We start from the raw sequence: 17,350 nt of genomic DNA, 5'->3' as shown, positions 1-17,350 counted from the left end.
TGCTGGGCCTGGACCGGGTCGGTGTCCACGACCATTTCTTCCGGCTCGGCGGTGATTCCATCCGGGCCGTCCAGGCCGCCTCACGACTGCGCCGCGCGGGTCTGGAGGCGCCGGTCCGGGACCTGTTCGACCGCCCCACCGCTGCCGCCCTCGCCGCCGGGATCACCGCCCTGGCCGCTCCGTCGCTGACCCCCGCCGTGCGCGGCACGGAACTGCCGGTGTCCTTCCCGCTGTCCTTCGCGCAGGCCCGCGTATGGCTGGCCGCCGAGATCGACCCCGAGGGCACCGAGTACAACACCGGTGGCGCCGTCCGGCTGCGCGGTGACCTCGACGTCCGCGCCCTCGAAGCCGCCCTCGGCGCGCTCGTCGCCCGCCACGAATCCCTCCGTACCACCTTCGCCACCGTCGACGGCGAAGGCGTGCAGATCATCCACCCCGCCGCACGGGTCGCCTTCCGGCTCAGCGCCGCCGACTGCGCGCCCGAGGACATCGACCGCACCGTACGCGCCCACCACGGAGCCCCCTTCGACCTGAGCACCGGACCGCTGCTGCGCCCGCTGCTCCTTCGCGTGGCCGCCGACGACCACCTCCTGGTGCTCTCGATGCACCACATCGTCACCGACGGCTGGTCCATGGGCGTCCTGCTGCGCGAGCTCGGTGAGCTCTACGCCGGCCGCGCCCTCGCCGAACTCCCGCTCCAGTACGCCGACTACGCCGTCTGGCAGCGCAGGACGCTCACCCGCCCGGTCCTCGACGAGGGCCTGGCCTACTGGCGCGAGCAGCTCGCCGACGCGCCCGTCCTCGACCTGCCCACCGACCGCCCCCGCCCCGCCGTCCGCACGTCGGCCGGCGCCACCCGCCGCTTCGGCATACCGGCCGACCGGCTGGCCCGCTTCCACCGCATGTGCGAGGAGCAGGGCGTCACGCTGTTCATGGGCCTGGTCGCTGCGGTCCAGCTGGTGCTGTCCCGCTACAGCGGCCAGCAGGACGTCGTCGTCGGCACCGCCGACTCCGGGCGCGGGCACTGGGAACTGGAGGACCAGGTCGGGTTCTTCGTCAACACCCTCGCCCTGCGCACCCGTGTGGACGAGGACGCCACCGGCGCCGCCCTGCTGGCGTCCGTACGGGAGACCGTCCTCGACGCCTTCGCGCACGCGGCCGTGCCCTTCGACCGCGTGGTCGACGCCGTCGTCACCGAGCGGGATCCCTCCCGCACCCCCCTCGTCCAGGCCATGGTGCTGCTCCAGAGCATGCCCGGCGGCCTCGGCGACTCCGGTGGCCTGTGGTGGAGCGAACACGCCCTGGACATCGAGTCCGCCCAGTTCGACCTGCTGGTCGCCTTCGAGGAGAACGGCGGTGAGTTCGGCGGCCTGATCAACTACAACACCGACCTCTTCGACGGGACCACCGTCGACCGCATCGCCGCCCACGTGGTCGCGGCACTCGCCGAGCTGGGCGAGCCGGCCGCCGCGCAGCTGCCCCTCACGGCGGCCGTGCCGACGCTGACCGCCGACGAGCGCACGCGGATCCTGGACGAGTGGAACGCCGCGGACGGGGAGGCCCCCGCACGCACGATGGCGGGCCTGTTCGAGGCGCGGGCGGCCCGCGACCCGCAGCGGACCGCCGTCGTCGACGACGGCCTCGCCCTCACCTACGCCGAACTGGGCGCCCGCGCCGACCGGCTCGCCCGCACGCTGCGCGCCCACGGGGTGGGCACCGACGTGGTGGTCGGCGTATGCCTGCCGCGCGGAGTGCGCTGGCTGACCGCGCTGCTCGCCGTCGCCAAGGCGGGCGGTGTCTACGTGCCGCTGGACCCGCAGTACCCGGCCGACCGGCTCGCCTTCATGACCGCCGACGCGGGGATGGCGCTGGTCCTCAGCGACACGGACACGCTGGACCTCGTACCGGACGTCGCGGTACCGGTTCTTCGCGTGGACGGGGACGGTGCATGCGACACCGCGCCGGCGGAGGTGGCCGAGCTTCCCGCTCGGGCTTCGCTCGATGCCGGCGCCTACATGATCTACACCTCCGGCTCCACCGGCCGCCCGAAGGGCGTGCTGGTCCCGCACCGCAACGTGGCCGGCATGGCCGCCGCGCACCAGCGGGCGCTCGGCCTGACCACCGGATCCCGGCTGCTCCAAGCCGTCTCGCCCAACTTCGACGTCGCGATGGCCGACGTACTGGCCGCCTGGTACGCGGGCGCCACCCTGGTCCTGCCCGCGCCCGGCCCGCTGGCGGGCGAGGCGCTCGGGCAGGTGCTGCGCGACCAGCGGATCACCCATCTGGAGATCCCGCCCGCCGCTCTGCAGAGCGTGCCGGACGCGGACCTGCCCGAGCTGCGCGGCCTGCTGGTCGGCGGCGAGGCCATGTCGGCGGAGTTCATCTCCCGCTGGGCGCCGGGCCGGACGCTGCGCAACGTCTACGGCCCGACCGAGACCACGGTGACGGTCACCGCCGGTGATCCGGTGGACGAGTACGGAGCCGACGGCGTCCCCATCGGCCGGCCGGTCGCGGGCGCCCGCCTGTACGTCCTGGACGCGCGGCTGCGGCCGGTGCCGGTCGGGGTCGCGGGTGAGCTCTACATCGCCGGGCCGGGAGTGGCCCGCGGCTACGTACGGCGCTTCGGGCTGACGGCGGAACGGTTCGTCGCGTCGCCGTTCGGCGGCTCCGGCCAGCGGATGTACCGGACCGGTGACGTGGTGCGGTGGCTGGCCGACGGGCAGCTGGAGTTCGTGGGCCGTACCGATCACCAGGTCAAGGTGCGTGGCTTCCGGATCGAGATCGGTGAGATCGAGTCGGCGCTGGCCGCGCACCCGGACGTCACGCAGGCCGTGGTCGCCGTGCGTGAGGCACGGCCGGGAGTGAAGCGGCTGGTCGGCTATGTGGTGGGTGACCGGGTCGATCACGCGGGGCTGCGCGAGTTCGTCGCCAAGTCCCTCCCGGATTACATGATTCCGACCGCGTTCGTGGTCGTGGGGACCTTCCCGCTGACCGCGAACGGCAAGGTCGACCGGCGCGCCCTGCCCGAGCCGGACCTGAGTGCCGCTGCCTCGAAGGACTACGTCGCTCCGCGTACCGAGGTGGAGCGGGTGGTCGCGGGGGTGTGGGCGCAGGTGCTGGGTGTCGAGCGGGTGGGTGTGCGGGACAACTTCTTCGAGTTGGGCGGCGATTCGATCCTGAGTATTCAGGTGGTGTCGCGGCTGCGTCGGGCGGGGCTGGTGGTCTCGCCGCAGGACGTGCTGGTACGGCAGACCGTGGCCGGTGTGGCCGCCGCGGCGGGCAGGGCTGCGCTTGAGCGGGAAACGGAGTCCGTCACCGGTCCCGTGGTGCTGTCTCCGGTTCAGGAATGGTTCCTGCGGACGCATCCGGTGGCACCGGATCACTTCGGCATGTCCATGCATGTGAAGGTCGCCGAGGGTGTCGACGTGGAGGTGCTGTCGGCTGCGGTGTCGGCTGTGCTGTCGCATCACGAGGGGTTGTGGGTCCGGTTCGCTCAGACCGCTGATGGTTGGCGGCAGTCGGTGGGTGAGCCGGGTGTGGTGGTGGTCGAGCGGGACGTCGACGAGGTGGTTCAGGAGTCGTTCCGGTTGGAGGGCGGGCCGCTGGTGCGGGCTGTCCTGGACGGGAACCGGTTGTTGATCGCGGTGCATCACATGGTGGTGGACGGTGTTTCGTGGCGGATCCTGCTGGAGGACATCGCTCTGGCCTACCGGGAGTTGGTGGCCGGTCGGGAGGTCGCGCTGGACGGGACGTCGTTGTCGTTCCCGGCGTGGACGGCCAAGCTCGCCGCGCACGACTTCTCGGGTCAGCTGGACTGCTGGGCCTCGGTCGTCGAGGGCGCCGAGCCGCTGGTCGAGGTGCCGGGTGGGGTGAACACTGTCGGTTCGGCGGAGATCGTGTCGGTGGTTCTGCCGGTGGCGGAGACCGAGGCGTTGCTCCAGAAGGTTCCCGCTGTCTTCCGTACGCAGGTCAACGATGTGCTGCTGGCGGTGCTGGGCCGGGTGCTGGGTGAGTGGTCCGGGCGCGACCGGGTCCTGGTGGACGTGGAGGGTCATGGCCGCGAGGAGTCGGTGATCGGCGCGGATGTGTCCCGTACGGTCGGCTGGTTCACCTCGATCTATCCCGTCGCCCTCGGCGCGAGCGGTGACTGGACCGAGCAGATCCGGTCGACGAAGGAGACGCTGCGGGGGATTCCCGACCGGGGCATCGGCTTCGGTGCCCTGCGCCATCTGCACGGCGCCGACCTCTCCGACCCGGCCCAGGTCAGCTTCAACTACCTCGGCCGCTACGACGCCGACGGCCACCCCGACGTCTTCGCCGGCATGCTCCCGGCCGAGAACGACCACGCCCCCGCCGAAGAGCGCCCGTACCTCCTGGACGTGGTCTCCCGCGTCCAGGAGGGGTCCCTCCACGTGGACCTCTACTACTCCACCGCCGTTCACGGCCGCGTCCACATACGGGCGCTCGCCGAGCGCTACCGGGACGCCCTGGGCGAGGCGGTGGCGTACTGCCTGAGTGAGGGGGTCGGTGGCCGCACGCCGTCCGACTTCCCCCTCGTCGCGTGGGACCAGGCCACCGTCGACCGGGTCGTCGGCGACGGGCAGGGCATCGCCGATGTCCACCCGCTCTCGCCGATGCAGCAGGGCATGCTCTTCCACTCCCTGGAGGACGCCGAAGGCACCGCGTACGTCGAGCAGATGTCCTTCGTCCTGGACGGGGTGCACGACATCGACCGCCTCGCCGCAGCCTGGCGGGACACCGTCAACGCTTCCGACGCCCTGCGGATCTCCATCGCCTGGGAAGCGGTGGACGAGCCCGTCGCGCTCGTCCACCACCGCGTCGAGGTGCCCGTCCACACCGCAGACTGGACCGGTCTGGACGCGGAGCGGCGTACGGTCGCCCTGGACGAGCGCCGGGCCGCCGACCGGGCGGGCATCTCCCTCGACGCGGCCCCCCTCCTGCGCATATCCCTCGCCGACCTCGGCAACGGCAGCGCGCAGGTCGTGATGACCTTCCACCACGTCCTGCTCGACGGCTGGAGCACCCCGCTGCTGCTCCAGGACGTCTTCACCCGGTACGCGGGCGGCAGCCCGGAGGTACGGCGCCCCTACCGGGACTACCTGGAATGGCTGGGCTCCCGCGACACCAAGGCGGGCCTCGACCACTGGCGTTCCGTGCTCGCAGGCTTCGACACCCCCGTACCCCTGCCCGCCGACCACCTGCCCGCCCCCGACCACCGCTCCTGGGCCGGCCGCCACCTCGAGGTGGAGCTGCCGGGCACGCTCGCCACCGACGTCGGTACGTTCGCGCGCCGGCACCGGCTCACCGTCAACGCGGTGATCCAGGGGGCCTGGGCACTGCTCCTGTCGGCCTACTCGGGCCAGCGGGACATCGTGTTCGGCGCCACCACCTCCGGCCGCCCCGCCGACCTCGCCGACGCAGAGGACATGCTCGGCCTGTTCATCAACACCGTTCCGGTCCGCACCGTTCTCGACCCGGCCACACCCGTCGTCGAGTGGCTCCAGCGGCTCCAGGCCGAGCAGTGGGAGTCCCGCGCCCACGAGTACCTGTCCCTCAGCCAGATCAACACGGTCACCGAAGTTCCCGCCGGAACCGGCCTGTTCGACAGCCTGCTCGTCTTCGAGAACTACCCCGTCGACGAGGACATGGGCGCCGGGAGCGGCCTGCGCGTCCGCGACAGCTACGGCGAAGGGGGCAGCAGCTACCCGCTCTCCCTCACCGCCTACACCGGCGGCCGCCTCGTCGGCGGCGCCGACCCCGGCGTGACACTGCGCATGTCGTACGACCCCGCCCTGTTCGAGGACACCACGGCCCAGGACATCGCGGGCCGGCTCGGCGGACTGCTGCGCGCCCTGCTCGACGAGGAGGTGACCGGGCGGATCCCGCTGCTCACGGAAGCGGAGTCGGCGACCATCACGGGCGACTGGAACGACACACGTCGGCCCTGCCCGCCGCGCCTGGTGCCCGAGCTCTTCGCCGAGCAGGCCGCCCGCACCCCGGACGCCCTCGCCGTCGTCACCGAGGACACCTCCCTCACCTACCGGGAACTCGACGAGCGGGCCAACCGGTTCGCGCACCTGCTCCAGCAGCGCGGCGTACGGCCGGACACCGTCGTGGCGGTCAGCCTGCCCCGCGGGATCGACCTCGTCGTGAGCCTGCTGGCCGTCGTGAAGGCCGGCGGCGCGTACGTCCCCGTCGACCCCGAGTATCCGGCGGACCGGATCGCCTACATGCTCGGCGACTCCGGCGCCCGGCTGCTGGTCTCGGACCGGGTGACCGCCTCCGTGTCCGGCGAGATCGAGGTGGTGGCGCCGGGCACGGCGGACATCGCCCGGCAGCCCGCGACCGCCCCGCACATCGACACGCTCGTGCAGCACGCGGCGTACATGATCTACACCTCCGGCTCGACCGGCCGCCCCAAGGGCGTGCTCGTCTCCCACGCGGCCATCTCCAACCGCTTGCTGTGGATGCAGTCGGTGTACCCCCTGACAGGCGCGGACCGGGTCCTCCAGAAGACCTCGTCGAGCTTCGACGTGGCCGTGTGGGAGTTCTTCGGCCCGCTGATCGCGGGTGCCGGCCTGGTGCTGCCCCGCCCGGACGGCCACCGCGACCCGCAGTACCTGGCACGGATGATCCGCGACTTCGACGTGACGACCGTCCACTTCGTCCCGTCCATGCTGCGCGCCCTCGTCGCCGAACCCGCCACCCGGGCCTGCACCGGCCTGCGCACCGTGTTCAGCGGCGGCGAGATGCTGCAGGGCGCACTGCGCGACCAGATCCGCGAGGTACTGCCGCAGGCGACCCTCTACAACCTGTACGGGCCGGCGGAGGCGGCCGTCGACGTCACCTCGCACCCGGCCGAGCCGGACACCGCGACCGTGCCCATCGGCCGGCCCGTGTGGAACACCGGCCTGTACGTCCTGGACCCGTGGCTGCGCCCGGTCCCGCAGGGCGTCGCCGGTGAGCTGTACGTCACCGGTGTGCAGCTGGCCCGCGGCTACGCGGGGCGGTCCGGGCTCACGGCCGGGCGCTTCGTGGCCTCGCCGTTCGGTGAGCCGGGCGAGCGGATGTACCGGACCGGCGATGTGGTGCGGTGGCTGCCCGGCGGCGTGATCGAGTTCGCCGGCCGCGCCGACGACCAGGTCAAGGTGCGCGGCTTCCGGATCGAGCTCGGCGAGGTCGAAGGCGCGCTCGCTAGCCACCCCGAGGTGGAGCAGGCGGTGGTCGTCGTACGGGAGGACCAGCCCGGCGTGAAGCGGCTGGTCGGGTACGTGGTCGCCGAGAACGTGACCTCGGCCGGACTGCGGGAGTTCGTCGGGCAAGCCCTTCCCGAGTACATGGTCCCGGCGATCTGCGTGGTCCTCGACAGCCTGCCGGTCACGGCGAACGGCAAGGTGGACCGACGGGCGCTGCCCGAGCCCGACCTGAGCGTGCTGCTCCGGGAGTACACGGCTCCGCGTACCGAGGTGGAGCGGGTGGTCGCGGAGGTGTGGGCGCAGGTGCTGGGCGTCGAGCGGGTGGGCGTGCGGGACAACTTCTTCGAGTTGGGCGGCGATTCGATCCTGAGTATTCAGGTGGTGTCGCGGCTGCGTCGGGCGGGGCTGGTGGTCTCGCCGCAGGACGTGCTGGTACGGCAGACCGTGGCCGGTGTGGCCGCCGCGGCGGGCAGGGCTGCGCTTGAGCGGGAAACGGAGTCCGTCACCGGCCCGGTGGTGCTGTCTCCGGTTCAGGAATGGTTCCTGCGGACGCATCCGGTGGCACCGGATCACTTCGGCATGTCCATGCATGTGAAGGTCGCCGAGGGTGTCGACGTGGAGGTGCTGTCGGCTGCGGTGTCGGCTGTGCTGTCGCATCACGAGGGGTTGTGGGTCCGGTTCGCTCAGACCGCTGATGGTTGGCGGCAGTCGGTGGGTGAGCCGGGTGTGGTGGTGGTCGAGCGGGATGTGGACGGGGTGGTTCAGGAGTCGTTCCGGTTGGAGGGCGGGCCGCTGGTGCGGGTTGTTCTGGACGGGGACCGGTTGTTGATCGCGGTGCATCACATGGTGGTGGACGGTGTTTCGTGGCGGATCCTGCTGGAGGACATCGCTCTGGCCTACCGGGAGTTGGTGGCCGGTCGGGAGGTCGCGCTGGACGGGACGTCGTTGTCGTTCCCGGCGTGGACGGCCAAGCTCGCCGCGCACGACTTCTCGGGTCAGCTGGACTACTGGGCCTCGGTCGTCGAGGGCGCCGAGCCGCTGGTCGAGATTCCCGGTGGGGTGAACACTGTCGGGTCGGCGGAGATCGTGTCGGTGGTTCTGCCGGTGGCGGAGACCGAGGCGTTGCTCCAGAAGGTTCCCGCTGTCTTCCGTACGCAGGTCAACGATGTGCTGCTGGCGGTGCTGGGCCGGGTGCTCGGTGAGTGGTCCGGGCGCGACCGGGTCCTGGTGGACGTGGAGGGTCATGGCCGCGAGGAGTCGGTGATCGGCGCGGATGTGTCCCGTACGGTCGGCTGGTTCACCTCGATCTATCCCGTCGCCCTCGGCGCTGGCGAGGACTGGACCGACCAGATCCGGTCCACCAAGGAGATGCTCCGTGCGATCCCGGACCGGGGCATCGGTTTCGGTGCCCTGCGTCATCTGCACGGCGCCGACCTGTCCGACCCGGCCCAGGTCAGCTTCAACTACCTCGGCCGTTTCGACGCGGGCGGTCACCCGGACGTCTTCGCCGGCCTGCTGCCCGCCGACGACGACCGCAGCCTCCGCGAAGAGCGGCCGCACGTCCTCGACGTCGTGAGCCGGGTCGTGGACGGCGCGCTGGAGATCCAGCTGCAGTTCTCGACGGCACTGCACACCCCCGAGGCCATGCGGGCGCTCGCCGAGCGCTACCGGGACGCCCTGGGCGAGGCGGTGGCGTACTGCCTGAGTGAGGGGGTCGGTGGCCGCACGCCGTCCGACTTCCCCCTCGTCGCGTGGGACCAGGCCACCGTCGACCGGGGCGTCGGCGACGGGCAGGGCATCGCCGATGTCCACCCGCTCTCGCCGATGCAGCAGGGCATGCTCTTCCACTCCCTGGAGGCTTCGGACGACGCCGCCTACGTCGAGCAGATGTCCTTCGTCCTCGAAGGCGCCGCCGACATCGACCGCCTCGCCGCAGCCTGGCGGGAGACCGTCAACGCCTCCGACGCCCTGCGCGTGTCCGTCGTCTGGGAAGCGGTGGACGAGCCCGTCGCGCTCGTCCACCACCGCGTCGAGGTGCCCGTCCACACCGCAGACTGGACCGGGCTGGAGGCAGAGCAGCGTATGGTCGCCCTGGACGAGCGCCGGGCCGCCGACCGGGCGGGCATCTCCCTCGACACGGCCCCCCTCCTGCGGGTCTCCCTCGCCGACCTCGGCGGCTCCCGGATCCAGGTCGTGTGGACCTTCCACCACCTGCTCCTGGACGGCTGGAGCACCCCGCGCCTGCTGGAGGACGTCTTCACCCGGTACGCGGGCGGCAGCCCCGAGGTGCGGCGCCCGTACCGGGACTACCTGGAATGGCTGGGCTCCCGCGACACCGCGGCGGGCCTCGACCACTGGCGTTCCGTGCTGGCCGGGTTCGACACCCCGGTGCCCCTGCCCGTCGACCGGTCCGTCACCGCGCAGACGTGGGAAGCGCGCGGCCACGACGTGCTCGTCGACCCCGAAGTGGGCGCACGGATCGGCGACTTCGCGCGCCGGCACCGGCTCACCGTCAACGCGGTGATCCAGGGAGCCTGGGCGCTGCTCCTGTCGGCCTACTCGGGCCAGCGGGACATCGTGTTCGGCGCCACCACCTCCGGCCGCCCCGCCGACCTCGCCGACGCCGACTCCGTCATCGGCCTGTTCATCAACACCGTTCCGGTCCGCACCGTTCTCGACCCGGCCACGCCGGTCGTCGAGTGGCTCCAGCGGCTCCAGGCCGAGCAGTGGGAGTCCCGCGCCCACGAGTACCTGTCCCTCAGCCAGATCAACACCATCACCGAAGTCCCCGCCGGAACCGGCCTGTTCGACAGCTTGCTCGTCTTCGAGAACTACCCCGTCGACGACAGCCTGGCCGCCCGGCACGGCCTCACCGTCACCGACACCCAGGGCGGCCTCGCCACCAACTACCCGCTCACCCTGAGCGCGTACACCGGCCGGCACCTGGTCGCGATGGGCGGCACGGCCGCCGAGGTCGCCCTCCGGATCACCTACCGGCCCGAACTGTTCGACGAGGTGACCGTCCAGGTCCTGAGCACCCACCTGGCCGCCACTCTGGCCGCACTCACCGAGTCCCCCGACCGTCCGCTGTCCGCTCTGCCCCGGCTGACGCCGATCGAGCGGACCCGGCTGGCGGCCTGGTCCGGGGCCCTGCCCATGGCCCCGGACCGCACCTTCCAGGACCTCTTCGAGGCCCGGGTCGCCGACCGGCCCGACGCGCCCGCCGTCGTACACGGCGGACAGGTGCTCACGTACGCGGCCCTGGCCGAGCGCGCGGACCGGCTGGCGGCGGTGCTGATCGCGCGCGGCGCCGGCCCCGAGACCCCGATCGGCGTCTCGATGTCCCGCTCCGCCGACCTGGTCGTGGCCGTCCTGGCCGTGCTCCGGGCCGACAGCGCGTACGTACCGCTGGACCCGCACTACCCCGCCGACCGGCTGCGCTACATGGCCGCCGACTCCGGCATCGGGCTGGTGCTGACCGAGGGCGCCCTCGCCGGGGAGCTCCCGTTCGCCGGGGAGGTCGAACTCCTCGCGGTGGACGGTCCCTTGGGCGCGGGCGCGGACGCGGACTCGGACGCGGCCCCGGTCGTGCCGTCCAGGCCGCCGCTCGCCGCCGCTGCCTACGTGATCTACACCTCCGGCTCCACCGGCCGGCCGAAGGGTGTCGTGGTCTCCCACGAGGCCATGTCCTCCCTCGTCCAGTGGGCGGTGTCCCTGGGCGAGGAGGTCTTCGCGACGACCTGCTTCTCCACCTCGCTCAACTTCGACGTCTCGGTCTTCGAGCTCTTCGGTACCCTCGCCGCGGGCGGCGCCGTCCACGTGATGCGCGACGTCCTGGAGCTCGCGGAGCGCCCGCGCGGCTGGTCGGGCAGCCTGATCTCCGCGGTCCCGTCCGCGCTCGGCGCCGTACTGGCCGAGGACGGCGCGGGCATCTCCGCCGGGCACGTGGTGCTCGCCGGTGAGGCGTTCCCGGCCGCGCTGTACGAGCGGATCCGCGAGGTCGCGCCGGACGCGGTCATCGGGAACATCTACGGCCCCACCGAGGCCACCGTCTACGCCACCGGGTGGTTCTCCGACGCCGAACGGGCCCCCGACACCGGCTCGGTGCCCATCGGCCGCCCGGTCGCGGGCAAGGTCCTGCGAGTCCTCGACCCCTGGCTGCGCCCCGTGCCGGCGGGCGTCTGGGGCGAGCTGTACATCGGCGGCCAGGGCGTGGCCCGCGGCTACCTGGGCCGGTCCGCGCTGACCGCCGAGAGGTTCGTCGCCGACCCGGCCGCCCCCGGCGCGCGGCTCTACCGCACCGGCGACGTGGTGCGGTGGCGGGCCGACGGCGTGCTGGAGTACGCCGGCCGCAGCGACGACCAGGTCAAGATCCGCGGCTTCCGCATCGAACTCGCCGAGATCGAGGCGGCGTTGACGGACCTGCCCGAGGTCGCCCAGGCCGTGGTCGTCGCGCGCGAGGACCAGCCCGGCGTCAAGCGGCTGGCCGCCTACGCCGTCCCCGCCGCCCGCGTCGGCGCCGGAGACCCGGACCCGGGCGCGCTGCGGGCCGCGCTGGCCGCCGTACTGCCCGAGTACATGGTCCCCGCGACCCTGACCGTGCTGGACGCGCTGCCGCTGAACGCCAACGGGAAGCTGGACCGCCGGGCGCTGCCCGCGCCGGACCTGTCGGCCCTCGGCGAGGGGTACGTCGCCCCGCGCACGGAGGGCGAGCGGCTGGTCGCCGAGGTGTTCGGCGCGGTGCTCGGCCTGGACCGGGTCGGCGCCCTGGACGACTTCTTCCGGCTGGGCGGCGATTCCATCATGAGCATCCAGGTGGTGTCGCGGCTGCGCAGGGCCGGGGCGGACGTCTCCGTCAGAGAGCTGTTCGACCACCCCACGGCCGCGTCGCTCGCCCCCCGCCTGCCCGCCGCGGGCGCGCGGCAGGACGTCATCCCGCGGGCCCCGCGCGACGGCGCCCTGCCGCTGTCCTCCGCACAGGCGCGCATGTGGTTCGCCGCCGAACACGACACCGCCAGCGACGAGTACAACTCGGGCCGCGTCGTACGGCTCGGCGGCCGCCTCGACGTCGAGGCGCTGCGCGCGGCGCTCCAGGCGCTGGTCGCGCGGCACGAATCGCTGCGCACGACCTTCGACACGGTCGACGGCCAGGGCGTCCAGGTGATCCACCCGCCCGCCCGCGTCCGGCTGCCGGTGCTCGAGAGCCCCGCCGAAGGCGGCGCTGACGGCCGGGGCGGCCTCGACGCGCTCGTGCACGCCCTGCTCGCGGAGCCCTTCGACCTGCGCACCGGGCCGCTGCTGCGGCCCACCCTGATCCGGGTCACCGACGAGGAGCACGTACTCGTCCTGTCGATGCACCACATCGTCATGGACGGCTGGTCCCTCGGCGTGATCCAGCGTGAGCTCGGCGAGCTCTACGCGGGCCGTACCCCGGCCGAACCGCCGGTGCAGTACGCCGACTACACCCTCTGGCAGCGCGCGCGGCTGACCCCGCAGCGGCTGGAGGAGGGACTGGGCTACTGGCGGGCACAACTCGCCGACGCCCCGGTGCTGGAGCTGCCCACCGACCGGCCGCGCCCCGCCGAGCGCACGACGCGCGGCGCGAGCTTCCAGACGGTGATCCCGTCCGCACTGCTCGACCGCTTCACGGAGGTCTGCCAGTCCCAGGGCGCCACCCTGTTCATGGGCCTGACAGCCGCGGGCCAGGTCCTGCTGTCCCGCTACAGCGGGCAGCAGGACGTGGTGGTCGGTACCGTGACCTCCGGCCGCGACCACGGCCGGCTCGACGACGCCGTCGGCTTCTTCATCAACACCCTCGCGCTGCGCAGCCGGATCGACGAACGCGCCACCACCGCCGAGCTGCTGGCCTCCGTACGGGGCACGGTCCTGGACGCCTTCGCACACGCCGAGGTGCCCTTCGACCGGGTGGTCGACGCCGTCGTCACCGAACGCGACCCCAGCCGCAGCCCGCTCGTCCAGGTGGCGATCAGCTACGAGAAGCTGTCCGGCGCCCCCGCCCGGCCGGGCGCGGGAGAGCTGAGCTGGCAGGACTACCCGCTGAAGGCGGGCACCTCCCAGTTCGACCTCACCCTCGACTTCGGCGAGGTCGACGGAGCGCTGATCGGCAACATCGTCTACAACACCGACCTGTTCGACGAGAGCACCGTGCGCCGGCTCTCCGCGCACCTGCTCGACCTCCTCGCCGCCATGGCCGCCGACCCCGACCGCCTGCTGCGCACCACCCCCCGGCTGACGGGCGCCGAGCACGCCGAGATCCTCGGCCGCTGGTCCGACGGCGCCGAGGGGCCCGCGGGCGAGGTGCTGGGCGAGGTCTTCGCCGACCAGGTGGCCCGCACCCCGGACGCCGTCGCGGTGGTGTGCGAGGGCGAGCGGCTCACGTACGGGGAACTGGACGCGCGGGCCGACGGCCTCGCCCACGCCCTGCGCGCGCACGGGGTCGGCCCGGAGGTCCGGGTCGGGGTCTGCCTGCCGCGCGGCACCGCCCCGATCGTGACGCTGCTCGCCGTGTTCAAGGCGGGCGGGGTGTTCGTACCGCTCGACCCCGAATACCCGGCGGACCGGCTCGCGTTCATGATGGGCGACTCGGGGCTGCGACTGCTGCTGGCCACCGCCGGCACCCGTGAGGCCGTCGCGGACGCCGAGGTTCCGGTACTCCTCCTGGAGGAGCTGGAGCGTACGGCGGCCACGGCCCCCGCGGGACCGCCTCCGACGGCCCTGACCCCGCAGAACGCCGCGTACGTCTTCTACACCTCCGGCTCCACCGGCCGCCCCAAGGGCATCGTGGTCCCGCACGCGGGCGTCCTGCGGGTGGCCCGCGACCCGCGGCTGGCCTTCACCGCCGACGACGTGGTCAGCCAGACCGCGACGCTGTCCTTCGACGCGAGCGCGCTGGAGATCTGGAGCGCCTTCGCCAACGGCGCCGCCCTCGCCGTCTCCACGGCCCGGGTGCTGTCGGTCGAGGAACTCGGGGCCCTGGTGCGGACGCACGGCGTGAGCGTCCTGTGGGTGACGACCGGCCTCTTCCACGAGGTCGTCGACGCCGACGTGACGATGCTGCGCGGCCTGCGCATGGTGATGACCGGCGGCGACGTGCTCTCGCCGCGGCACTTCCAGACGGTCGTCGACCAGGCCCCCGGCGTCCAGCTGGTGGCCGCATACGGCCCCACCGAGACCACCATCTTCGCCACGGTCCACCTGGTCGACTGGGAGACGCAGAAGCCGTCGGTGCCCATCGGCACCCCGCTCGGCCGGACCCGGGCGTACGTCCTGGACGCCTGGCTGCGGCCGGTCCCCGTCGGGGTCGCGGGCGAGTTGTACCTCGCGGGCGAGTGCGTGACCCGCGGCTACGCCGGGCACCCCGCGCTCACCGCGGGCCGCTACGTGGCCAGCCCCTACTCCGAGGGCCGGATGTACCGCACCGGTGACGTGGTCCGCTGGCTGCCGGACGGACAGCTGGACTTCGTGGGCCGGGCCGACAAACAGGTCAAGATCCGCGGCTTCCGGATCGAGCTCGGCGAGGTCGAGATCGCGCTGGCCTCCCACCCGGACGTCGCCCAGGCGGTGGTGGCCGTACGCGAGATCCGGCCCGGCACCAAGCGGCTGGTCGCCTACGCGGCCGGCACCGGCCTGGACCAGGCGGGCCTGCGGGCCTTCGCGAGCGCGTCGCTGCCGGACTACATGATGCCGACGGCCTTCGTCGTCCTGGACGCGCTGCCGCTCAACGCCAACGGCAAGGTGGACCGCAAGGCGCTCCCCGCGCCCGACCCGGAGGCGGCGGCCAGTACGGAGTACACCGCTCCGCGCACCGGGCGGGAGCGGATCCTCGCCGATGTGTGGGCGGCCGTACTGGGCCTGCCGCGGGTCGGCGTCCACGACAACTTCTTCGAGCTCGGCGGTGACTCCATCCTCACCATCCAGGTGGTGTCGCGGGCCCGCGAAGCGGGACTGGCCGTCTCCCCGAAGCAGCTGTTCAAGGCGCCGACCGTGGCCGGGCTCGCCGAGCTGGTCACCGGGTCCGAGCAGCCGGCCGGGCCCGACACGGCCGCCGTCGAGCCGCCGGTCAGCGGCGACGTGCCGCTGAGCCCCATCCAGCGCTGGTTCTTCGACAGCTTCACCGCGCCCGAGCACCTGACCATGGCGACCTTCGTCGAGCTCGGCTTCACTGACGTGGACCGCCCGGCCCTGGAGGCGGCCCTCGCCGGACTGCTCCACCACCACGACGCCCTGCGGATGCGGTACACCCGCGAGGACGGGGGCGAGGGCGCGGCCGCGGTCGGTTCGGCCGGCTGGCGGCAGTACAACCGGGCCGCCGTCCACGGCTCCGTACTGACCTGGCACGACCTGTCGGAGGCGGCCGATCCGGAGGCGGAGACCGCACGGGCCGTCGCCGCCGCGCAGGGCGGCCTGAGCCCGGCGGACGGAACGCTGGTGAAGGCCGTGCTCTTCGAGTACGGCGGGGACCGGCGCCCCCGGCTCTTCGTCACGGTCCACCACCTGGTCGTCGACGGGGTGTCCTGGCGCATCCTGCTGTCGGACCTGGCCACCGCGTACGAGCAGGCGCGCGCCGGCCGGCCCGTCGACCTCGGGGCGAAGACCACCTCGTTCCGGGACTGGACGCGGGCCCTCGTCGCGCACACCGAGGCGGGTTCGGTGGACGACGAGGCCCCGTACTGGAACGCGCTCGCCGAGGGCGGGACCGGCCGGCTGCCGGTCGACCTGGACGGCGGGAACCTCGACCGGAACCGCGCCGTCGCCCGTGCCACGCTCGACGCGCGGACCACCAGGCGGCTCCTGCAAGAGGTCCCCGGCCGCTACCGCACGCAGATCAACGACGTGCTGCTGTCGGCCCTCGGCCGGACGCTCACCCAGTGGTCCGGCGCCGACAGCGTGCCGGTCACCCTGGAGGGCCACGGCCGCGAGGAGATCCTCGACGGGGTGGACCTCTCGAGAACGGTCGGCTGGTTCACCACCCAGTTCCCGGTCCGGCTGCCCGCCCCGGCCGGGCCGGCGTGGCGCCCGCAGATCAACCAGGTCAAGCGCCTGCTGCGGGCCGTACCGCAGCGCGGCATCGGGTACGGGCTGCTGCGCCACCTCCGCGGCACCCTCGCCGAGGGGCCCGCGCCCGAGGTCAGCTTCAACTACCTCGGCCAGTACGACACCGCCGACGCCGGAGACGGCTTCTACGGGGCACCCTTCCCGTACGAGGCACCGACGGCACCGGCCACGGACGAACGCCACCACCTGCTGGACGTCGTGGCGATCGTCTCCGAGGGCCGGCTGGAGGTCCAGGTGATGTACGCGACGGACACCTACCGCCCCGAGACGGTGACCGCACTCGCGGAGCACTTCGTCGCAGGGCTGGAGGAGATCGTCGGCGCCGGATGACCCCTGCTGATTCCGGAGCCGGTCCCGGCTGATCCCGGCCGGGCGCGCGGGAGGGGAAGGGCAATGCCCATTCCCCTCCCGCGGGTGTTTCCCGGGGTATTTCAGTCTCCACTGAAGAGCGAATTTGGCTGTGCCTTTAGTTCGTTGTGCCGGGCGCCTTGTTGATGGTGTGCTCGATTGCTGATCGATTGGGTTTTCTATGCGTGGGGGAGTGGTCCGGGTGTCCGGTTTCGGTGGAGTGGTGATTACCGAGAACTTCGCGGAATGGGTGGCGCGGACGCCTGAGGCGCCCGCCGTGGTGTGTGCCGGCGAGCGGGTGTCCTACGCGGAGCTGGACGTGCGGGCGAACCGCCTCGCCCACGAGCTGCTCGCGCAGGGAGTCGGCGCGGGATCACGCGTGGGTGTCTGCCTGCCGCGCGGAGTGGAGCCGGTCGTGGCCCTGCTCGCCGTCCTGAAGGCGGGCGCGGCCGCCGTGCCGCTGGACCCCGAATACCCCGTCGACCGGCTGGAGTTCATGGTCGCGGACGCCGGCCTGTCGGCCGTGCTGGTCGACGCCTCCACGACGGAGGTGATGCGCCGGGCGGGCGCGCCCGGACTGCTCACGGTCACCGATGCCCTCGACCGGCCGGGGATGGCGCCGGTGGTGGGGGTGTTTCCGCAGAGTGCGGCGTATGTGTTCTACACGTCGGGTTCGACGGGTCGTCCGAAGGGTGTGGTGCTGCCGCATG

Annotated in this window: 2 protein-coding genes; both read left to right on the top strand. The window is 72.8% G+C overall.

Annotated features, from left to right (window positions below; genetic code table 11):
- The first annotated feature begins 2 nt into the window (after positions 1–2).
- Positions 3–16,622 (top strand): non-ribosomal peptide synthase/polyketide synthase, encoded by a 16,620-nt coding sequence (locus tag ACGFYQ_RS41370; RefSeq protein WP_393752419.1) that lies wholly within the window; start codon positions 3–5, stop codon positions 16,620–16,622.
- A gap of 241 nt (positions 16,623–16,863) precedes the next feature.
- On the top strand, positions 16,864–17,350 hold a 487-nt coding region (locus tag ACGFYQ_RS41365; protein ID WP_393752417.1), incomplete at its 3' end, for an AMP-binding protein.

The sequence above is a fragment of the Streptomyces sp. NPDC048258 genome (assembly GCF_043201995.1).
GTDB lineage: Bacteria > Actinomycetota > Actinomycetes > Streptomycetales > Streptomycetaceae > Streptomyces.
This window is presented reverse-complemented; position numbering and strand designations above follow the sequence as displayed.